The sequence below is a fragment of the Pseudomonas sp. G11 genome, from assembly GCF_029457515.1.
In the GTDB taxonomy this organism is placed as follows: Bacteria; Pseudomonadota; Gammaproteobacteria; order Pseudomonadales; family Pseudomonadaceae; genus Aquipseudomonas; species Aquipseudomonas gorinensis.
This window is the reverse complement of record NZ_CP120377.1, coordinates 5,814,890-5,835,272: the sequence shown is the minus strand read 5'-3', so window position 1 is coordinate 5,835,272 and position 20,383 is coordinate 5,814,890. Positions and strand designations below refer to the sequence as shown.

General features: G+C 60.9%; 19 protein-coding genes. 9 read left to right on the top strand and 10 right to left on the bottom strand.

From position 1 onward, the window contains the following. Positions 1-2: 2 nt before the first annotated feature. From P2T68_RS26760 to P2T68_RS26745, 4 genes are all read left to right on the top strand, one after another. Entirely contained in the window at positions 3-731 is a 729-nt protein-coding gene (locus tag P2T68_RS26760; protein ID WP_024076758.1) for an adenosylcobinamide-GDP ribazoletransferase, read from the top strand. A 42-nt stretch (positions 732-773) separates the two neighbouring features. Continuing rightward, on the top strand, positions 774-1,178 hold the full coding sequence (locus P2T68_RS26755) for a MarR family transcriptional regulator (RefSeq protein WP_277378508.1): 405 nt from the start codon (positions 774-776) through the stop codon (positions 1,176-1,178). Positions 1,179-1,241: 63 nt separating this feature from the next. After that, a complete protein-coding gene (locus P2T68_RS26750; protein WP_162163611.1) occupies positions 1,242-2,441 on the top strand; it encodes an MFS transporter in 1,200 nt (399 codons plus the stop codon). 150 nt (positions 2,442-2,591) lie between these two features. Then, on the top strand, positions 2,592-3,140 hold the full coding sequence (locus P2T68_RS26745) for a redoxin domain-containing protein (protein WP_024076754.1): 549 nt from the start codon (positions 2,592-2,594) through the stop codon (positions 3,138-3,140). 64 nt (positions 3,141-3,204) lie between these two features. Here the strand turns inward: P2T68_RS26745 and P2T68_RS26740 are convergent, their stop codons facing one another. The 4 genes from P2T68_RS26740 to P2T68_RS26725 form a co-directional block, all read right to left on the bottom strand. Further along, positions 3,205-4,491 carry an outer membrane protein transport protein gene (locus P2T68_RS26740; protein WP_024076753.1) on the bottom strand — a complete coding sequence of 429 codons (1,287 nt, stop codon included), beginning with the start codon at positions 4,489-4,491 and terminating at the stop codon, positions 3,205-3,207. A gap of 146 nt (positions 4,492-4,637) precedes the next feature. Beyond that, the gene (locus P2T68_RS26735) at positions 4,638-5,120 is read right to left on the bottom strand and encodes a hypothetical protein (RefSeq protein WP_024076752.1); all 483 of its coding nucleotides are present in this window, start codon (positions 5,118-5,120) and stop codon (positions 4,638-4,640) included. Between the two features lie 279 nt (positions 5,121-5,399). Continuing rightward, positions 5,400-5,621, bottom strand: coding sequence for a hypothetical protein (locus tag P2T68_RS26730; protein WP_024076751.1), 222 nt, complete (start codon positions 5,619-5,621; stop codon positions 5,400-5,402). A gap of 443 nt (positions 5,622-6,064) precedes the next feature. Continuing rightward, positions 6,065-6,370: a hypothetical protein gene (locus P2T68_RS26725; RefSeq protein WP_277378506.1), complete on the bottom strand. Its 306-nt coding sequence runs from the start codon at positions 6,368-6,370 to the stop codon at positions 6,065-6,067. 459 nt (positions 6,371-6,829) lie between these two features. Between P2T68_RS26725 and P2T68_RS26720 the strand changes: the two genes are divergently transcribed. Together P2T68_RS26720 and rmuC are read left to right on the top strand one after the other, a co-directional pair. Then, positions 6,830-7,153: a hypothetical protein gene (locus P2T68_RS26720; protein ID WP_024076749.1), complete on the top strand. Its 324-nt coding sequence runs from the start codon at positions 6,830-6,832 to the stop codon at positions 7,151-7,153. Positions 7,154-7,327: 174 nt separating this feature from the next. Continuing rightward, a complete protein-coding gene (gene rmuC / locus P2T68_RS26715) occupies positions 7,328-8,692 on the top strand; it encodes a DNA recombination protein RmuC (protein WP_168233204.1) in 1,365 nt (454 codons plus the stop codon). 104 nt (positions 8,693-8,796) lie between these two features. On the opposite strand, the gene P2T68_RS26710 is transcribed toward rmuC, so the two are convergent. The 3 genes from P2T68_RS26710 to P2T68_RS26700 all read right to left on the bottom strand — a co-directional run bounded on the left by P2T68_RS26710 (position 8,797) and on the right by P2T68_RS26700 (position 13,406). Continuing rightward, positions 8,797-12,267, bottom strand: a complete 3,471-nt coding sequence (locus P2T68_RS26710; protein ID WP_024076747.1) for a PAS domain-containing hybrid sensor histidine kinase/response regulator — start codon at positions 12,265-12,267, stop codon at positions 8,797-8,799. A 147-nt stretch (positions 12,268-12,414) separates the two neighbouring features. After that, positions 12,415-12,798: a YbaN family protein gene (locus P2T68_RS26705; RefSeq protein ID WP_041160992.1), complete on the bottom strand. Its 384-nt coding sequence runs from the start codon at positions 12,796-12,798 to the stop codon at positions 12,415-12,417. A 20-nt stretch (positions 12,799-12,818) separates the two neighbouring features. Beyond that, entirely contained in the window at positions 12,819-13,406 is a 588-nt protein-coding gene (locus tag P2T68_RS26700; RefSeq protein WP_024076745.1) for a YecA family protein, read from the bottom strand. Positions 13,407-13,680: 274 nt separating this feature from the next. Here P2T68_RS26700 and recQ point away from each other — a divergent pair, with 274 nt between their 5' ends. After that, entirely contained in the window at positions 13,681-15,807 is a 2,127-nt protein-coding gene (recQ, locus tag P2T68_RS26695) for a DNA helicase RecQ (RefSeq protein ID WP_024076744.1), read from the top strand. Between the two features lie 121 nt (positions 15,808-15,928). After that, positions 15,929-16,363: a MarR family transcriptional regulator gene (locus P2T68_RS26690; RefSeq protein ID WP_024076743.1), complete on the top strand. Its 435-nt coding sequence runs from the start codon at positions 15,929-15,931 to the stop codon at positions 16,361-16,363. Between the two features lie 78 nt (positions 16,364-16,441). On the opposite strand, the gene P2T68_RS26685 is transcribed toward P2T68_RS26690, so the two are convergent. Next, positions 16,442-18,631 (bottom strand): patatin-like phospholipase family protein, encoded by a 2,190-nt coding sequence (locus P2T68_RS26685; protein WP_069076751.1) that lies wholly within the window; start codon positions 18,629-18,631, stop codon positions 16,442-16,444. An 84-nt stretch (positions 18,632-18,715) separates the two neighbouring features. On the opposite strand from P2T68_RS26685, the gene P2T68_RS26680 reads away from it, so the two are divergent. Next, positions 18,716-19,003 carry a SelT/SelW/SelH family protein gene (locus P2T68_RS26680; RefSeq protein WP_024076741.1) on the top strand — a complete coding sequence of 96 codons (288 nt, stop codon included), beginning with the start codon at positions 18,716-18,718 and terminating at the stop codon, positions 19,001-19,003. Positions 19,004-19,044: 41 nt separating this feature from the next. Here P2T68_RS26680 and P2T68_RS26675 read toward each other — a convergent pair whose 3' ends face one another. Together P2T68_RS26675 and P2T68_RS26670 are read right to left on the bottom strand one after the other, a co-directional pair. Then, the gene (locus P2T68_RS26675; RefSeq protein WP_102624213.1) at positions 19,045-19,326 is read right to left on the bottom strand and encodes a hypothetical protein; all 282 of its coding nucleotides are present in this window, start codon (positions 19,324-19,326) and stop codon (positions 19,045-19,047) included. A 128-nt stretch (positions 19,327-19,454) separates the two neighbouring features. Next, entirely contained in the window at positions 19,455-20,339 is an 885-nt protein-coding gene (locus tag P2T68_RS26670; RefSeq protein WP_024076738.1) for a DMT family transporter, read from the bottom strand. Between the last annotated feature and the right edge of the window lie 44 nt (positions 20,340-20,383).

The following is a 20,383-nucleotide window of genomic DNA, read 5'->3' as shown; positions in this document are numbered from 1 at the left end:
AGATGCTGCCGTTCTGGATCGCCCTGCAGTTCCTCAGCAGCTTGCCGGTTCGCCTGCCGGGTATGCCGCAGCCGCAGGAATTGGGGCGATCGTTGCTGTTTTACCCGGTGGTTGGCTTGTTGTTCGGGTTGCTGCTATGGGCCCTGAATGTGGCATTGGCCGGGGCCCCGTTGTTGCTGCATGCCGCGCTGTTGCTGACCGCCTGGGTGCTGCTCAGTGGTGGTTTGCACTTGGATGGCCTGGCGGACAGCGCGGACGCCTGGCTCGGTGGTTTCGGCGATCGCGAGCGCACGTTGACGATCATGAAGGACCCCCGCAGCGGGCCGATTGCCGTGGTCACGCTGGGCTTGGTGTTGCTGCTTAAATTCGCTGCACTGGTGGCGCTGATCGAGCAGCACAATGGCGCGGCGCTGATCCTCGCACCGCTGATCGGGCGGGCGTCGATGCTGGCGCTGTTCCTGACCACGCGCTATGTGCGCGCCGGTGGCTTGGGCCAGGCGCTGTCGGATCATCTGCCCAGGGTGGTCGGCCAGCAGGTGCTGATCCTCAGTGGCCTGGCCTGCATCCTGATCGGCGGCTTCAACGGTGGGATCGCTGTGCTGCTGGCGGCGCTCTGCTTCGTGGGCCTGCGCCACCTGATGGTCAAGCGCCTGGGCGGAACCACCGGCGACACCGCAGGTGCCCTGTTGGAGCTGCTGGAAGTGGTCGTCTTGGTTGGCCTGGCGCTGTAACACTTTCTTGCATTTCATTAATCGCGGGTATATACACGCTCCATGCTTGCCTCCCAATGTTTATGCACCAACCTGCGACGCGCCGCCCGTGGCGTCAGCAGGCATTACGACGGCGCTCTCGACAGCTTCGGGATCAACGTTGCCCAGTATTCTTTGCTGTGTAACTTGCAGCGCCTGGATCAACCGAGTATTTCCAGCCTGGCCGAAGCCATGGGCCTGGATCGCAGCACGTTGGGGCGTAACCTGCGGGTGTTGGAAGGCGAGGGCCTGGTACGGTTGATCGAAGGCGATGACCAGCGCAACCGCCTGGTGTTGTTGACCGAAGCGGGTGAAGCACGATTGGCCGCCGCCTTGCCGGCCTGGGAAGCGGCACAGCAAAAACTGATCGATCAATTGGGCGCGGAAAAACGCGAAACCCTGTTGGCCTTGCTGGATGAGCTCGCCTGAACGCGGGTTTGTTCGACTATAAGCGGGTATATACCCGCGAGCGGAGAATAAGAAATGACCTCGATGTGGCGCACCAGTGGCTGGATTCTTGTGGGGAGTGCGCTGATCCTGGCGTTGTCCTTGGGCGTGCGGCATGGCTTCGGGCTTTTCCTGGCGCCGATGAGCGCCGAATTCGGCTGGGGTCGTGAGACCTTTGCCTTTGCCATCGCCTTGCAGAACCTGATCTGGGGCCTGGCGCAACCCTTTACCGGGGCCCTGGCCGACCGTTTTGGCGCGACCAAGGCCGTGTTCATCGGCGGGGTGCTGTACGCCGCGGGGCTGGTGTTGATGGGCATGTCCGATTCGGCATGGTCGTTGTCGCTGAGTGCGGGGTTATTGATCGGTATTGGTCTATCCGGCACATCATTCTCGGTGATTCTTGGGGTGGTGGGCCGCGCCGTTCCGCCGGAGAAACGCAGCATGGCCATGGGCATTGCCAGCGCCGCGGGGTCTTTCGGCCAGTTCGCCATGGTGCCGGGTACCCTGGGCTTGATCAGTTGGCTGGGCTGGTCAGTAGCCTTGCTGGCGTTGGGCTTGATGGTCGCGTTGATCCTGCCGCTGGTGGCCATGCTCAAGGACCGTCCACTGCCGACCCTGGCGGGCCAGCAAACCTTGCGGGAAGCGTTGAAGGAAGCCTGTTCCCATTCCGGATTCTGGCTGCTGGCGTTCGGTTTTTTCGTCTGTGGTTTCCAGGTGGTGTTTATTGGTGTGCATCTGCCGGCGTACCTGGTGGACCAGCACCTGCCCGCCACGGTCGGTACGACGGTACTGGCGTTGATCGGCCTGTTTAATATCTTTGGCACCTACACCGCCGGTTGGCTCGGTGGGCGCATGTCCAAGCCGCGCTTGTTGACGGGGCTGTACCTGTTACGCGCGGTGGTGATCATGCTGTTCCTGTGGGCGCCGGTGACGGAAATCACGGCCTACCTGTTCGGCATGGCCATGGGCTTTTTGTGGCTGTCGACCGTACCGCTGACCAATGGCACGGTGGCGACGTTGTTCGGTGTGCGAAATCTCTCCATGCTCGGCGGGATCGTGTTCCTGTTCCACCAGCTCGGTTCGTTCCTCGGTGGCTGGCTGGGCGGGGTGGTCTATGATCGAACCGGCAACTACGATTTGATCTGGCAGGTGGCGATTCTGTTGAGCCTGCTCGCCGCCGCCCTGAACTGGCCGGTACGCGAGCGGCCGGTGGCGCGCTTGCAGGCGCAGATGGAGGCGGCATGAGTGTAGCGTTACGTGGTCTGATCCTCGTCGCGGGGTTGATCCTGGTGCTGCTGGCCTGGTGGGGCTGGCAGCATGGCGGGCTGGCGTTGATGCAACTGGGTATGGCGATCTGTTAAGTTCGTGGTCTGAATATTTTTAAGGACACACGACATGCAGATGCGTTGGCTCGCTGTACCCGTCCTGATGGCCATTGGCAGTGCCGCCCTGGCCGCCAGTTGTCCGCCGCTGCTGGAAGGCCAGTTGCCCAAGCTGCGCGCCAAGGAATCCATCGATCTGTGCCAGCGCTTTGCCGGCAAGCCCCTGGTGATCGTCAACACCGCCAGCTTCTGCGGGTTCGCCCCGCAGTTCAAAGGCCTCGAAGCGTTGTACCAACGCTACAAGGGCCAAGGGTTGGAAGTGATTGGCGTGCCGTCCGATGACTTCAAGCAGGAAGCCAAGACCGGCGAAGAGACCGCCAAGGTCTGCTACGTGAATTACGGCGTGACCTTCACCATGACCGAGCCGCAGAAGGTCAAGGGGCCGGATGCGGTGCACCTGTTCAAGGTGCTGGCGCAACAGACCAACGCGCCGAAGTGGAATTTCTACAAGTATGTGGTGGATCGCCAGGGCAAGGTGATTGCCAGCTTTTCCAGCCTGACCAAGCCGGACAGTCCGGAGTTGATCAAGGCAGTGGAAGAGGCGCTGGCGTCGAAACCCTGAGCATTGCCCAGTAAAAAGCCCCGCCTCCTTTACAGGAGAGCGGGGCTTTTTAATGAGCGTTGGATCAGAACTTGTACGTCACACCCAGGCCGAAACCGTTGGCGCTGTTTTCGTACTTGGCGCTGTAGGAGCCCAGCTGGTTGGATTTATTCACTTTGACCGGCTCTTCCTTGAGGTAGGAGTAAGCCAGGTCAACGGTCATGTTATCCATCACCGCGTAACCCAGGCCAACACTGAAGATAGTCCGGTCGCCGGTTGGGATGCGTGGTGAACGGTCGGTGTTGTTGGTTGGCGACTGGTCGAAGGTCAGGCCGGTACGCAGTACCACCTGCTTGGTGACCTGGTACGAGGTGCCCACGGCGTAGGCCCAGGTGTCGTGCCAGTTCTGCGGTTCAGTGATCGTTCTGACGAGCGTAGGTGCAGCTATGCCACCGCTGGCCGCTGTCACACCTTCGTTGTTGATGGTGATGTCTTTCAAGCGACTCCAACGAGTCCAGGTCGTACCCGCATACAGCTTCCAGGCGTCATTGAGGTCTTGAGTGACCGACAGGTCCCAGGATTCCGGGGTATCCACTTTCAACGACGCATCGTAACGGTTGTTGGCCAGTACGACCGATGGCACTGTGGCAGCCTTGGTGACTTCGGTGTGGCCTTCGAGCTTGTACTTCACTTTCGAGTGATAGGTCAGGCCAACGCGCGTGGTATCAGTGGCTTGCACCAGGATACCGGCGTTAAAGCCCAGGGCGGTATCGTCGCCTTTGACTTTGACTCTGTTGTCGCCCGGGAAGCCCAGGCCGGCCAGGCTTGGCTGCGATTCCAGGGTGCCGTCGATGCGGTTGATGGTCGGACCAAAACCGATGGAAACTTTGTCGTTGAAGGCGTAGCTGACGGTCGGTTGGAAGGTGATAACCGACACTTCGCTCTTGTTGCCAAAGCCACGACCTTGGAAACCGCTTTCGTAGTCGGTCTTCAGCCCGAACGGTGCATACACCCCGAAGCCGATAGCCCATTGATCGTTAAGTTTGTTGGTGTAGAAACCGAATGGCACGGCAGTAAAAGGCACCATGTCGCCTTTGTTGGACCCGCTGGAGCGGCCGCCGGTATTTTTGATATCGGTCGAAGCATCGATCGCTGCAACACCACCGGTAATTTGCTGGCCTTCAAGGCGGGCCATACCTGCAGGGTTACCAAAGACAGTGCTTGCGTTTTCGGCAGAGGAGGAACGTCCTGCGAAACCTGTCCCCATTCCTGCGACGTCTTGTTCGTTAAGGGCAAAGCCACTTGCGAAGACGTGGGAAGAGGCCATGGCAACGGCGAGGCTAAGTGTGGTCTTGAGCATTACTTTTTTCATTATTAGAACTCCGTGGTGATCACCGCTGCGGAAAGTATCAATAAAATTAACATCGCGCTATAGGCTGTAATGCAGGAGATAGAGCCGTTTTGTAGGACAATCCGACCAAAATTCCGGTTTTTTGCCGAATCTTGCAAATTGCCCGGTCAGCAGGCCACGTGATTCATGGGTGAAACACAGGTTTGCCAGGCTTGGGCGAAATCGCGCAGCCTTCCTTGAGGGTGAAATATTTCTTTCCAGATACGTGCCATTCCCAGCACATCGCCGGGCGGTGGTAAGGCTGGGCGATGTTGTTCCACCAGCAGCCAGGCGATGGCGGTGGCGTAACGCAGGTTGACCGTCAATTCCAACTGGGGCGCACTGAGGAACGCATGTTGACTGGCCAGCCCGCGTACGAGGCTGGCGCGTTCGGGGTCCAGCGCCAGGTAGTCGTCCCAGAGCGCGCGGTGGCGGGTTTCGGTGATGCTGTACAGGCCATGGCCGCGTCGATCATGCAGGGCGGAACCCAATTCCGACTGGCTGGCGGCAATCCCCAGCAGGAGGGATTCAGCGCTCGGGTGAGGGTGGCCAAGATAAAATAACGTCGGCCTGATCACATAACGACACAATTCACTGGCGGCGATACCCATACAAGCCTCAATCCGTGAAAGTGGTCGACGATGCCTGGGAAGGGGGGGCTTGGCAGCAGTGAATCGGATCCCAGGCTCGTCGTAAGCGGATCATGCCGCTTGAGTTGAAGTGTAGTGTCATATTCGTGATGTAAAAGACTGTTTTTAAAACATCTTCTCTAATCAGTTATAACGGTTATATCTATTTGAGCTTAATCCGCGAGCGTCGGGTTCGAATTCCGGGCAATAAAAAACCCTGTGTTTTAGACAGGGTTTTTGTATTTCAGCGACTCGGGTCGATCAGGCAACCAGTGCCTGACGGGTACGCTCGATCACGGCCTGCAGCGGCTCTGCGCTGGAGTATTGATCGGGGTACAGGCGTTCGCTGTGACGAGCGATACCGTGTTCGTTGACCAGGGTGAAGCTGAAGCAGCCTTTGCGAGCGGCCATGATCAGGCAGTTCATTGGAGCAAAAGCGTTGGTAAGGGTGCGAATGGCATCCTGTGTATGGATAGTGGACATATTATTGGTGTTCCTACAAATGACACGGTTAAGAACCGTGCAACGTTAAAACGTTCCAGTGACGTTGATCACCATTGATCGAACGAAGAACCCGACTGGAACAAAGCAGCCAGTTTGAAGCGCTAATAAGTTAGGCGCGCTTGGGCTGGCAGGTAGGTACTTAGGAGGGCAGGAAACACAACAGGGGCAAAGGTTCTGGGCCCAGGGTGAAGATCCTGATCAATTTGCAGGCTGGTTCGGTCAGAGTATTGAGTCTTCGCGACACCCTTTGCTTGTTCAAAGGCCGTGTCGTCGCAAGGAATACCTGGAAACCATCGAGGTGGTCGATCCCGTGTTGTACAGGGGAGTTGTTCGACCAGAATTGACTTTCAGCTTGGTACTAACGCCGCGGATAGTAACGGATTGAAACAGGGAAAGGAAGTGCGCTAACGAAAAAACTTTAATCAGCCGCCCAGCAGCCCGCGATATACCAGCACGGTAACCGCGGCGGCCAGCGAGCTTCCCAGGCCATAGGTGGCCAGCGTCAGGCGCAGGGACTTGCCGGTTTCCACCACCTTCATCACATCGCGCATATCGTTGATCCGGCCTTCACCCAATTCGATGCACAGACTCACTGCCGTAAACGCCGCCGACAACAGGATCGCGATGGCAAACAGTGCGCCATCCGGGGAGGGCAGCGCTGCGTTGATCCCAAGCGACGTCGCGCAAATGGTCAGTAACAGTAAGGCGAACAACAGAATTCCTTTCATCGGTTCGTACACGGCTGCGCTTTAGGTGTGGGGGAGTGTGGCGACCGCGGATGATTTTGAAAAGTCCCTTGGGTTGTCGCAGCGGTAACAGTTCTGGGCGAGATCGAATCAAAAAAACAGGCGATATAACCAATGGATGTGTACTTGTACACATTGGTTGCGTGATGTGTAACCTGGCTGTCAAGTGTCTTGCTGCGCCGCCATTTGCCTGGGATGAAAATTTAAGTCAATGAAAAATATCGCTTTTTTTTATTGGTGAAAAAATCGTCAGTTTGACTGCGGCCCCCGTTCCATGGGCCTTTGCGCGAGTTAAAGATGGGTTGTCCACTGAGTTATCCACAGCTTCTGTGGATTGTCCCGAGCGCTTGCTCTAGCACGGGCGTGCAGAGTTTTTTCAGCTTTACGTGTACGAAAAAAAGAGTAGAGTGGCGCGCCCTCCGGTTTGTCCCACAGTGCTTTATGAAGTTTCGCTCAGTATCACCTTCTGTTACCAGCACGCCCCCGACTGTTACCGCACCCAAGCGTTTTTCCTTGAAGGTCGCCTTGTGGCTGCTCGATAGCCCACGCCTGGGGCACAGCACTAACGTCAAGCATTTTGCCGGGCGTCTGCTGAAACAACCTGCGCGAGATGGCGTGGTGGTTGCGCAAAGCCGTCTGGGCCAACTGATGTGTCGCGAATGCGGCAGCGCCCGTGACCGCCGTATCGGCCATGACCTCTTGCGCCTGGCTGCGCGTGCCGGGGACCGGCGCGCCCAACGCGAATTGGGTCAGCTCAAAGACTGAGCTGTCTTCCGGCCCTGCGCTTGGTTAACCTTCCTCTTTTCGGTAATGACAGGAATGGCTATGGCTTTTGACTGGACCAGTATTGCCCTGGGCCTCGCCGGGGCCGCAGTGCCGCTATTGGCCGTGTGCTGGCAGCTCCAGCGGCGGTTGGTCGCGCGCATGGCCGGTTGGGAATTGCTCGAAGAGCGCCTGGCCACCGCGCAACTGGCCCAGGAAGGCCTCGCGGCTCAACTGGATGCCAGCCGCGACGAGATCAGCGACCTGAGCCAAGCCAATGCCGCCAAGCAAGCTGACCTGGCTGCCGTGCGCCGCGAAGTCGAGTTGTTGCAGATCGATCGCGACAACGCCCGTGACGCCGCCCACGCCTGGAACCTCGACCGCAGCGCCAAGGAAACCGAACTGCGCCGTCTCGACGCTTTGTCGGCTGCCCTGCGCGCCGAACTGCGCGAGCAGCAGGACAGCCATCAGCAGCGCCTCGCTGATCTACAGGGTTCGCGAGATGAGCTGCGCGCGCAGTTCGCCGAACTGGCCGGCAAGATCTTCGACGAGCGCGAGCAGCGCTTTGCCGAAACCAGCCAGGAACGTCTGGGCCAGTTGCTCGATCCACTCAAGGAGCGCATCCAGTCCTTCGAAAAACGCGTCGAAGAAAGCTATCAGAACGAGGCCCGCGAACGCTTTTCCCTGGCCAAGGAGCTTGAGCGCCTGCAACAACTGAACCTGCGTCTGTCGGACGAAGCGACAAACCTGACCCGCGCCCTCAAGGGCCAGAAAACCCAGGGTAACTGGGGTGAGCTGATCCTTGAGCGCGTGCTGGAGCATGCCGGCCTGGAGAAGGGCCGCGAGTACCAGACCCAGGTCAGCCTCAAGGGCCCGGACGGCGAGCGCTTCCAGCCGGACGTGCTGATCATGTTGCCCGGCGATAAGCAGGTGGTGGTGGACTCCAAGGTCAGCCTGACGGCCTATCAACAATACGTGGCGGCGGATGACGAGGTGATTGGCCAGGCGGCGTTGAAGCAGCATGTGCTGTCCCTGCGCAATCACGTCAAGGGCTTGGCCGGCAAGGATTACAAACGCCTGGAAGGCTTGCACAGCCTGGATTTCGTCTTGCTGTTCGTGCCGATCGAAGCGGCGTTTTCAGCGGCATTGCAGGCCGAGCCGAACCTGTTCCAGGAGGCATTCGACCGCCATATTGTCATCGTCAGCCCCACCACCTTGCTCGCCACCCTGCGGGTGATCGACAGCCTGTGGAAGCAGGAGCGCCAGAGCCAGAACGCGCGGGAAATCGCCGAGCGTGCCGGCTGGCTTTACGACAAGTTCGTACTGTTCATCCAGGACCTGGACGAAGTAGGGAGTCGGTTGCAGCAGTTGGATAAGGCTTACAGTGCGGCGCGCAACAAGCTGACAGATGGGCGCGGCAATCTGGTCAGTCGCACCGAGCAATTAAGATTGCTCGGTGCCCGCGCCAGCAAAAGCCTGCCGGCGGATTTGCTGGAGCGCGCGATGACCGACTCCGACGGCGTAGCGCACCTTCCCGAATAAACGTCATCCGAAATGTGGGAGGGGGCTTGCTCCCGATGGCGTGGGATCAGGCACGGAGGGTGTGACTGAGGCTCCGCTATCGGGAGCAAGCCCCCGCCACATTTTTAAAGCGGCAAATGCCGACTCAGCAACGCCCGCAACGCCGCCGGCTTCACCGGCTTGGCCAAGTAATCCAGCCCCGCTGCATGCACCTCGGCCACCATTTCCGGGCGGCCGTCGGCGCTGATGACCACACCGGGAATCGGTTCTGCCAACTGCGCCCGCAGCCAGCCCATCAGCTCGGTGCCGGTTTCGCCGTGGTCCAAGTGGTAATCCACCAACGCCAGTTGCGGGCGTATGCCCTCGGCCAGGAGCGCCGCGCATTGCGCCTGGTCGGTGGCGGTCCAGACCTCACAGCCCCAGCGGGTCAGCAGGCTGCGCATACCGATCAGGATGCTTTCTTCGTTATCCACGCACAGGACTTGCGCGCCGCTCAATGGCAGGCCACTTTCCTGCGGCACCTTGACCTGCGGGCTGGTCTGGATGCGCGCCAGTGGCACGCGCACACTGAACACGCTGCCCTTGCCCGGCCATGAGCGCACGCTGAGGCGATGGCCCAGCACGCGGCACAGTCCGTCAGCGATCGCCAGGCCCAGGCCCAGGCCTTTTTCCGCGCGGGTCTGGTGGCTGTCCAGGCGCTTGAATTCTTCGAAGATCACCTGCTGTTTATCCAGCGGGATGCCAGGGCCGCGGTCCCAGACTTCCAGGCACAGTTCGCCCTGGCGTCGACGTACGCCCAGCAGCACCGGGCCGTCGGCATAACGGAAGGCATTGGTGAGGAAATTCTGCAGGATCCTGCGCAGCAACTTGATATCACTGTCGACCCGCAAGCGACTGCCGCGCAGGCGGAAGCGCAAGCCTTGTTCCTGCGCCAACGCCTTGAATTCGGCGCCCAGTGTGTCGAACAGCTCGTTGAGTACAAAGGGTTGGCGCTGCGGATTGATCTTGCCGTTTTCCAAGCGCGAAATATCCAACAGGTCGCTGATCAGGTCTTCGGCCGAACGCAGCGAACTGTCCAGGTGCTGCACCAGTTGCCGGGCTTCGTTCGACAGGCCGTCGTTCTGGTGGGAAAGGGCGGCTGAGAACAGGCGTGCGGCATTCAACGGTTGCATCAGGTCATGGCTGACAGCCGCCAGGAAGCGGGTCTTCGACTGGCTGGCGGACTCGGCCGCGCCCTTGGCATCGGTCAGTGCCACATTGAGTTGCGACAGCTCATGGGTGCGCTCGGTGACCCGCCGCTCCAGGCCCTCATTGGCCTCGGTCAATGCCTGCTCGGCTTCGCGGAACGCGGTGATGTCGGTGAAGCTCATGACAAAGCCGCCGCCCGGCATCGGGTTGCCGATCAACTCGATCACTCGCCCATTCGGGAACAGGCGCTCTGAGGTGTGCGCGCGGCCCTGGCGCATCCAATGCAGGCGGCGGGCCACGTGGACCTCGGCTTCACCTGGCCCGCACAGGCCGCGTTCGGCGTTGTAGCGAATGATGTCGGCAATCGGTCGGCCGACGCTGATCAAGCCTTCGGGGTAGTTGAACAATTCCAGGTAACGGCGGTTCCAGGCCACCAGCTTGAGTGACTGGTCTACCACGCTGATGCCTTGGGTGATGTTTTCGATCGCGCCTTGCAGCAAGGCCCGGTTGAACTGCAACACCTCGGAGGCTTCGTCGGCGATCCGCACGACGTCTTCCAGCTGCATTTCCCGGCCTTCAATGGCCGCTTTCACCACCGCACGTGTCGAAGACGCACCGAGTACACCGGCCAACAGACGCTCGGTGTGCGCGATCCAATCGTTGTCGGCATTCTGGTTGGGGTTGAAGCCCTTGCCTTGGCGATAGGCAAAGCGGATAAAACTCTGCTGGGCGCGTTCCTCGCCGACAAAGCGTGCCGCGAGGCTGAGCAGGTCGCTGATCTGTACCGACAGCATCGAGCGGGCGCTGGCGCGCTGGCTGGTTTCCTGGCCGATGAAGCGCCCGGCCTGCCAGTGCTCGGAGACGCGTGTACGCGACAGCATCGAAACCCAGACGAACAAGGTGAAATTACCCGCCAGGGAGAACACGGTGCCCAGGGTCAGCGATGTGACCGAGAAGCCCAGTGGGTGCGAATGCAGCCAGGTCAAGCCAGGGAATAGGCTGAAGGACCAGCCGAGACTTTTCGCTGTAACCGGTAGGACCAAGGTGTAGAACCACAGGAACGTACCGGCCGCCAAGCCGGCAAACACCCCCCGCCGGTTGGCCTGCTTCCAATACAGTGCGCCAAGCATGGCGGGTGCCAGTTGCGTCACGGCGGCGAAGGCGATCTGGCCGATGGTCGCCAGGCTCGCCGTGGAGCCGAGCAGGCGATAGCTGACGTAGGCCAGCAACAGGATGATCACAATGCTGACCCGACGTACCGACAGCATCCAGTGGCGGAACACTTCGAAAGGGCGCTCGGCACTGGAGCGGCGCAATAACCAGGGCAGCAGCATGTCGTTGGAGACCATGGTCGACAACGCGATGCTGGCGACAATCACCATGCCGGTGGCGGCCGATGCACCGCCGATAAAGGCGAGTACGGCAAGGGCCGGATGGGCTTCGGCCAAGGGCAGGCTGATCACATAAGAGTCGGGCAGCACCGAACCGGGCAGGAGCATTTTGCCGCCCAGGGCAATCGGCACGACAAACAGCGCGGCAAGGATCAGGTAGGCGGGGAATACCCATTTGGCCAGGCGTAGATCCTGAGGGTCGATGTTTTCCACCACGGTGACGTGAAACTGCCGCGGCAGGCAGATGATGGCCATCATGGCCACGCCGGTCTGCACCACCATCGAAGGCCAGTTGACGGTTTCTTTCCAGTATTCCTCCAAGCGGGGCGCGAGCATCGCCTGGCTGAACAGGTCGCCGAAACCGTCGTACAGGCCGTAGGTGACAAACGCGCCGACGGCGAGAAACGCGAACAGCTTGACCAACGACTCAAAGGCAATCGCCAGCACCATGCCGCGGTGGTGTTCGGTGGCGTCGAGGTTGCGGGTACCGAATACGATAGTGAACAGCGCGAGCACCAGTGACACGATCAACGCGGTGTCCTGGGCGCGGGTGCCGGTGGTGTCGGCGCCCGAGCCGATCAGCAGGTTCACGCCCAGCACAATGCCTTTGAGCTGCAGAGCGATATAGGGCAGTACGCCCACCAGGCAGATCAGCGCGACCACCACGGCCAGCGATTGGGATTTGCCGTAGCGAGCGGCGATAAAGTCGGCGATGGAGGTGATGTTTTCCTGCTTGCTGATCAGCACCATCTTTTGCAGGACCCACGGTGCAAACACAAGCAATAGCACCGGCCCCAGGTAGATCGGTAAAAATGCCCACAGTTGTTCGGCGGCCTGGCCTACGGCGCCGAAGAACGTCCAACTGGTGCAATACACGGCCAGCGACAGGCTATAGACCCACGCGCGCATACGCGGTGGCAGCGGCGCGTGGCGGCGGTCACCGTAAAAAGCGATGGCAAACATAATGGCCATATAGGCCAGGGCAACGGCGGCGATCAGCCCGCTGGACAGCGTCATGGTAACTCCGGACAGAAGAACACCCAGGCATTCCGGGCCCGGTTGGACAGTCTCGCATGATGCATGGGGTTAGTCAGTGTCGACCAAGGTCGTGTGGGATCTTATGTCGCATGCCCGCTGATATTGACTGCTGGCAGAGACACGCACTTACCTCGGTGGCAGGGTTTTCTGGCGCAGGATGTAGATCGTCACCAGCACGGCGCTGGTCAGCATGAAGCCGCGCGCCCAGGGCAGGGGGACCAGGTAGCAGGAGAAACCGATGCTCAACCACATCAGGCCGATGGCGTAGACCTTGCCCTTGAGCGGGATGCCATTGCCGTCGAGATAGTCGCGAATCCAAGGGCCCAGGCGCGGGTGCTCCACCAGCCAGCGGTAGAAACGCGGGGAGCTGCGTGCGAAGCAGGCGGCGGCGAGCAGGAGAAAGGGCGTGGTCGGCAAGACCGGCAGGAAAATACCGATGACCCCCAGCGCCACGCTCAACCAGCCGATGGCCAGCAGCACGTAGCGCAGGAGCAACGAGCGGTTGCCCATGGGTGTCACGGGCAAACGACTCAGTGGTGGCGTGGCTTGAGGATCGCCGGTTTTTCGTCAGGGGCGTTGCACAGCAGGTACAGGGCGGTGAGCGCTTCCGGAATCTGTACGATCATGTCGTCCATCAGGTTGGCGTCGGCGGCGATGTCGGAGAACTCCGGCTGGTCGTCGAACAGGCCCGAACCGACCATGATGGGCAGCAGCATTTCGCTGACTTCTTCCTCGGCGGTTTCGAACCAGGCGGCTTCACGCAGGAATACGCCTTCCATGAAGCCGATGCACCAGCCGCGCAGGTCGGAGTCGTCCGGCTCTTCACCCAGGTCGAGGTCACACGGCAGTTCGAACTCTTCATCGGAGGCCAGTTGGCGACCGATGTGGGCCTTCAGGGCCACCAGGGTGGCTTCGATTTCTTCACGCTGGGCGGCGTCGGCGTAGTGCGGCTCTTCGGCGAACAAGGCGTCGATCCACTCACGGTCCGGCACGATGTCGGAGGAGATCGACAAGGCGGTCAGGTAGCCGTGGGCGGCCACATAGTCCAGCGCCTCGTCATGCAGCTCATCGGCGTCGAGGAAGGCTTGCAGGCGGGTTAGTTGCTCAGCGAAGGACATTGAAGGACTACCTTGGGAATAAACGATGCTGAATTCTAGGCTTTCTTGAGCGCCCAGGCCAGCCGCACTGCATATTTGCCAGGTTTTAGAGACGGACGTCTATTCGTCAGTCGCGCCCTTTGCCGGATGACCCTCGGGTATACTGCCGCGTTTTGTGATGCCCCGCAGGCCAGGCACCAGGCCGAGAAAACTTCGTTTACGGATTATTTTCCGTGAAGCCGCGTTTTTTCGGCCAGCCTGTACTGAGGGTTTCGGCACTTTTTTGGAGTTTTACATGCTCGAGCAGGCTCAACGCGTCCTCAAGGACATCTTCGGCTACGACAGTTTTCGTGGCCGCCAGGGTGCGATCATTGAGCGCGTGGCCAGTGGCGGTGATGCCCTGGTCCTGATGCCTACCGGCGGCGGCAAGTCGTTGTGTTTCCAGGTGCCCGCCTTGCTGCGTAACGGCCTGGCCGTGGTGGTGTCGCCGTTGATTGCGTTGATGGACGACCAGGTGGCGACCCTGGAGGAACTCGGTGTGGCGGCCGCGTCATTGAACTCCACCCTCAGCGCCGAACAGCAGCGCGACCTGGCCGCGCGCATCAAGCGCGGCGAAGTGAAAATGCTCTACCTCGCCCCAGAGCGCCTGGTGCAGCCACGCATGCTGGCCTTCCTGCAAAGCCTGGAAATCGCCCTGTTCGCCATCGACGAAGCCCACTGCGTTTCGCAATGGGGGCACGATTTCCGTCGCGAATACCTGCAATTGGGCCAGTTGGCAGAGTTGTTCCCCGACGTCCCGCGCATCGCGCTGACCGCCACCGCCGACAAGCGCACCCGCGAAGAGATTGTCGAGCGCCTGCATTTACAGAATGCCGAGCGCTTCCTGTCGAGCTTCGACCGACCGAATATTTTCTACCGCATCGTGCCCAAGGAGCAGCCACGCAAGCAGTTGCTGGCGTTCCTGTCCGAGCGGCGCAGCGATGCGGGCATTGTCTATTGCCTGTCGCGCAAGAAAGTCGATGAAGTGGCCGCCTTCCTGTGCGAGCAGGGTTACCCGGCGCTGCCGTACCACGCCGGCCTGCCCAATGAAACGCGCTCCGCCCACCAGAAACGCTTCCTCAACGAGGAAGGCCTGATCATGGTGGCAACCATCGCCTTCGGCATGGGGATCGACAAGTCCAACGTGCGCTTCGTGGCGCATATGGACCTGCCCAAGTCCCTCGAGGCTTACTACCAGGAAACTGGGCGTGCCGGCCGTGACGGCCTGCCAGCGGATGCCTGGATGGTCTACGGCCTGCAAGACGTGGTGATGCTCAAGCAGATGCTGCAGAACTCCGAGGGTGACGAACGCCACAAGCGCCTGGAACAGCACAAGCTCGACGCCATGTTGTCGCTGTGCGAAGAGACGCGCTGCCGCCGCCAGACCCTGTTGGCGTACTTCGACGAAGACATGCCCGAGCCGTGCGGTCACTGTGACAATTGCGTCGACGGCGTACAGACCTGGGACGCCACCGAACCGGCACGCCAGGGGTTGTCAGCGATCTACCGTACTGGCCAGCGTTATGGTGTGGGCCATCTGGTGGACGTATTGCTGGGCAAAGACAACGAAAAAGTGCGCAGCTTCGGTCACGAAAAACTCTCGGTCTATGGCGTCGGCAAGGCACGGGCCGAAGGCGAGTGGCGTTCACTGTTCCGACAGATGGTCGCGCGCGGCCTGGTGGATATCGACATCGAGGGCTACGGCGGCCTGCGCCTGAACGACAGTTGCCGGCCGCTGCTCAAGGGCGAAGTGAGCCTGGAACTGCGTCGCGACCTCAAGCCGCAAACCACCGCCAAGAGCAGCACCAGCCAGGCCAGCCAACTGGTGCGTGGCGAAGAACGCGAGCAGTGGGAAGCCTTGCGCACCCTGCGGCGCAAACTGGCACAGGAACACAGCGTGCCGCCTTACGTCATCTTCCCCGACTCGACCCTGTTGGAGATGCTGCGCGAGCAACCCACCACCCTGGCCGAGATGGCCCGGGTCAGCGGCGTGGGTGCGCGCAAGCTGGAGCGTTATGGCCAAGCCTTCCTCGAAGTGCTCGGCGGCCAGGCCGAGGCGCCGAAGGAAGTCGCCGATATTCGCCATGAATTGATCAGCCTGGCACGCGCCGGGATGACCCCGATTCAGATCGCCGGCCAACTGCAATGTTCGGAGAAAAACGTCTACACCCTGTTGGCTGAATCCATCGGCAAGCAACAGCTGTCCCTGGAGCAGGCCCTTGATTTGCCGGAAGATTTGCTCGGCGAAATCCAAGACGCCTTCCTCGATGGAGAAGGCGAATTGCCAGCTGTTTCGGAGATTGCGCCGCTGTTTACCGGGCGTGTGCCTGAGGGTGTTTTGTACTGTGTTCGGGCGGCATTGCAGTCGGAATTCGAAATTTAGTGTGCCAATTACGACAATGTAACGAATCAGTACATAGCAGACCTTGCCTACTGACATGGCTCATGCTTAGCTGACTAATAATTAGCCATACTTTATTTTCAGTCTAACCCATGAGTTTTTTATGCCGTTAACCGATCAACACCGTTTTGGCATGCAGTTGGCGCAAATGTCCCGAGGTTGGCGCGCCGAGCTGGACCGCCGTCTGGCCGGGCTGGGCTTGTCCCAGGCGCGCTGGCTGGTGCTGTTGCACCTGGCTCGTTTCGAAGAGGCACCGACGCAACGCGAGTTGGCGCAAAGCGTCGGCGTGGAAGGCCCGACCCTGGCACGTTTGCTCGATAGCCTGGAAGGCCAGGGCCTGGTGCAGCGCCAGGCCGTGGTGGAAGACCGCCGTGCCAAGCGTATTCTGCTATGCGATAGCGCCCGCCCCTTGATCGAGCAGATCGAGACCATTGCCACTGCCTTGCGCCATGAACTGTTCGTGGGCGTGGATGAAGAAGATATGCGCGTGTGCATGCGCGTGCATGGGCATATCCTGGCGAATCTGGAAAAGTCCTGACACGGCTGGATCCAGGGCGTGTTGTGGCGAGTGAGTGTGTACCCTCGCCACAACACGCCGGCTCCTGCGGTTGATGCGTCAGAACGTCTGCCCCAGGTTCAAGTAAACCGCCTGCTGACTATCATCATTGAACCCATAGCTGAAGTTCAGTGGCCCCAATGGCGTATCAAACCCGAGGAAAATACTCGCGGCATTGATATAGCCGCTGTCGAATTCATTGTCGTTGTTCCACGCCCGGCCCCGTTCCAGGGAGGCGCCCAGGTATAGCGGGAAATCCAGTGGCAGGTATGAGCGCGGCGTCAGGCGGCGGTAGTACACCGCCCGCATCAAGCTGATGTTCTGCCCCGAAATCGCATCCTGGCGAAAGCCCGACAATTGCCGCGCCCCGCCGAGCAGAAAGCTGGAAATCACCACATCCGAGTTATCCAGGGTCCGCCCGTAGCGCCCGCCCAGCACCAGGGTGTCGGGGCCGCTGCTCATGGCCTTGTCCAGCTTGAATTCCCATTGCCGGTAACGCTGGTCCGAGCCCAGCCCCGGCTCGAATTCCCGGAATGCCAGGCCGATGTCTTCACCGCTGTGCGGGAAGTACACGTTGTCGAGGGAGTCGAAGGAGTACTTCAACTCATAGAAGCCTTCGCTGAAGCTCACGCTCGGCAGGTCTCGGTCGCCGATGCGCACATCGGCCTTGCCCCAGGCCTCGCCGACACCGAAGCGGATCTCACCGCTGTTGCCGATCTGCCGCCCGACATTCAACCCGAAACCATAGCGTTCCAGGCGGTATTCGGAGATGGGGTCGTTGTCCAGGATCAGCTCGACGTTCTGCGCCTGGGCACTCAGATAGGGGGCGACGAAGTAACGTGAACCGGTGTCCATCGGCTGGTAGAACTCGCTGTACAGTTCCTGCCGGTCGCCGATCTGCACCCGCGTCAGCCATTCTGCGCCGAGGCGGTTGATGCCGTTCATACGGTAGCTGGCGCCGAGGTTGAAAGCGCTGTCGCCGCGCATGTCGTCCGACAGGTTCAGGCCCAGGCGCAGGTAATCGGTGCCGCTGCGTTTGCCGCGCGCGCTGATCACCAGGGTATTGTCGTGGCCTTTCTTGACCACGCGGTATTGCACCTGCTCGAAGTAGTCCAGGCCGTACAAGGTGCCCATGTCCGTTTGCAGGCGGCCCAGGTTCAGCGGCTCACCCAGGGGTTGGCGGATGTAGTAGCGGATCACGTCATCGCTGACTTTCGAGTCGTTCTCCACCGTGATGGCGGTGATTACCGGCGTGCGTTCGCCCGGAGTGCGCGCAGCGACCAGTTCCGGGTCGATCGGTTCGGCAGGGCGCAGGTGGGCCAGGCGCACGTCGAGGGCGCGGGTGGCGCGGTAGCCGGCGTCGATCATGTCCTTGGCGCGGCCGAAGTCCGTCACGCCGTAGGCGGCCAGTGGTGGTTGGATCAGCACATCCTTGGGGTGCAGGGCCTTGAGTTGTTCTTCGGAGTTACGTCGGGTCATCAGGGTGATGGACTGGTTGAGCACATCCACCACCGTGGCCAGTTGCTTGCGCGAGCGCAGCGGCGTGCCGATGTCGACCACGATGGCGATGTCGACACCCATCTCCCGCGCCACGTCCAGGGGGATGTTGTCGGTCATGCCGCCGTCCACCAGCAGCCGGCCATCCAACTCGACCGGGGCGAATACGGCCGGGATCGACATGCTGGCGCGGATCACCTGGGGCAGGTGGCCCTTGCGGAACACCACTTTTTCGCCAGTGGTGATGTCCGTGGCTACGGCGCGGAACGGGATGGGGAGCTTGTCGAAATTGCGGATGTTACTGGTGTGGGCAAACATGCTTTCCAGCAGCAGCGCCAGGTTCTGCCCCTGGATCACCCCGAGGGGCAGGCCCAGGCTGCCGTCATCGCGGAAACTGAGCTTCTGCTTGACCAGGAAGTCCCGGTCGTCCTGCTTGCGCCGGAACGGCACATCCTCGCGAGGCGGCGCGTCGGAGAGGGCTTGCTGCCAGTCGATGCCCAGTGCCAGTTTTTCCAGTTCGTCGATCTTGTAACCCGACGCATACAGCCCACCGATCACCGCCCCCATGCTGGTACCCGCAATCGCATCGATATGAATCCCCTGTTCCTCCAGGGCCTTGAGCACGCCGATATGGGCCAGGCCGCGCGCGGCGCCACCGGACAGTACCAGGCCGATTTTCGGGCGCGGCGCGTCGGCGGCGTGGGCGAGGAGGGGGAGAAGGCACAGGAACAGGCAGGACAGCAGGCGGCGCATCATGAATCTCGAGGCTGGGCGATAAAGGCCGGTATTATAGCCACTCGACCCTCCGAGCCCGTTACGCCAGGAACCTGTCAAGTTATGTCCGTCAGCAAACCCGAAATCGTCATCACCTACTGCACCCAGTGCCAATGGCTGCTTCGCGCCGCATGGCTGGCCCAGGAGCTGCTGAGCACCTTTGCCGATGACCTGGGCAAAGTGTCGCTGGCGCCCGCCACGGGAGGGGCGTTTCGCATCACCTGCGACGGCGTGCAGATCTGGGAGCGCAAGGCCGATGGCGGCTTCCCGGAGGCCAAGGTACTCAAGCAGCGTGTGCGCGACCAGATCGACCCGCAGCGTGACCTGGGGCACAACGATCGTACGCAGTAAAGGTCACCGTCCTGGCAGGATAGTGACCCACTGCCGCGTGCCTACTTGGCAGCCATCTGGTTCTTGATGAAGCCCACGATCCACGTCAGCACCAGGCCACCGATGCCACCGCCGACAATATTGCTGCCGACCGCCGCCACATCCAGTGCTTCGCCACCGGAGGTGCCCGTCAGTGCGGAGACCACCTGGCCCAGCACCAGGCCGCCGACCCCGCCAAGAAAGGTATTGAGCCCGGTGCCCAGGCTCTGTTTGGTCATGCCGGCCAGATTACCGCCGACGGCACCGCTGATGATCTGAATCAGCAAGCTGATGAGTGTTTCCATGATGCAGCTCCTGCATAGCGTTAATGGCGTGACCACTCGCTTGCAGCAACTTCAAAGGGCATGGCTGTCGTCGAGGAGTCTTTATCCGTTGAACGACGACAGACTGTTGCGGATGGGCAAAGTATAGATCAGGCCGTCGCTGCCGGCTGTTTGGCCTGGCTGGCACTGCCCATCAGGCCGGAGAGGACGATGGCGACAATGATCAGCGCGCCGCCCAGCAGCATGCGCAAGGTCGGGGTTTCGGCGAACAGCAGCCACGCCACCGTGATGCCATAGACCGGTTCCATGGCGAACACCACCGAGGCGGTGCGCGCCTTGATCACCGCGAGGCTGGCGACAAACAGGCTGTGGGCCAACCCGGTACAGAACACCCCAAGCAGCCCGATCCACAGCCAGTCCATGGCCCGCACATCCGCCAGCCCTGGTGCCGCCACGGGCAACAGGCACACGGCGACCACCACGTTCTGGCACAGCGCCGCCTGTACCGCCGGAATCCGTCCGGAGCTGGCGCGGTTGTTCAGCGACAGCAAGGAAAACAGCAGCCCCGAGACAATCCCCCACAGCAGGCCGCCCGTGGCTTCGCTGGCGAGGTTGAAGTCTGGCGTGACCAGTACCAGGCCGACGGTCACCAGCGCGACCAGCAGCACTTCATTGGCGCGGATCCGCTCGCGGAAGATCAGGCCCTCGAGGATCACGGTGAACGCCGGGAATGCGGTAAACCCCAGGGTTGCCACCGCGACGCCAGCAACCTTGACCGCCATGAAGAACGTCACCCAATGTGCGGCCAGCAACACGCCACTGACCAGCAGCCGGCGCCAGTCGCGCATTTGCAACGTCTTCCAGGGGGCGTTGCTGGCGAAGCGCGCGAAGACCGCCAGGGCCAACACCGCAAACGCGGCGCGGCCGAACACGATGATGGCCGGCGAGGCGGCCGCCAGCTTGCCGAATACGCCGGTGAGGCCAAACATCAGTGCGCCGATATGCAGGGCGCCGAGGGCTGAACGGGGAGTCATTGCGATCCTTGAACCAACGGGGTGACAGGATCGCAGTCTAGAGG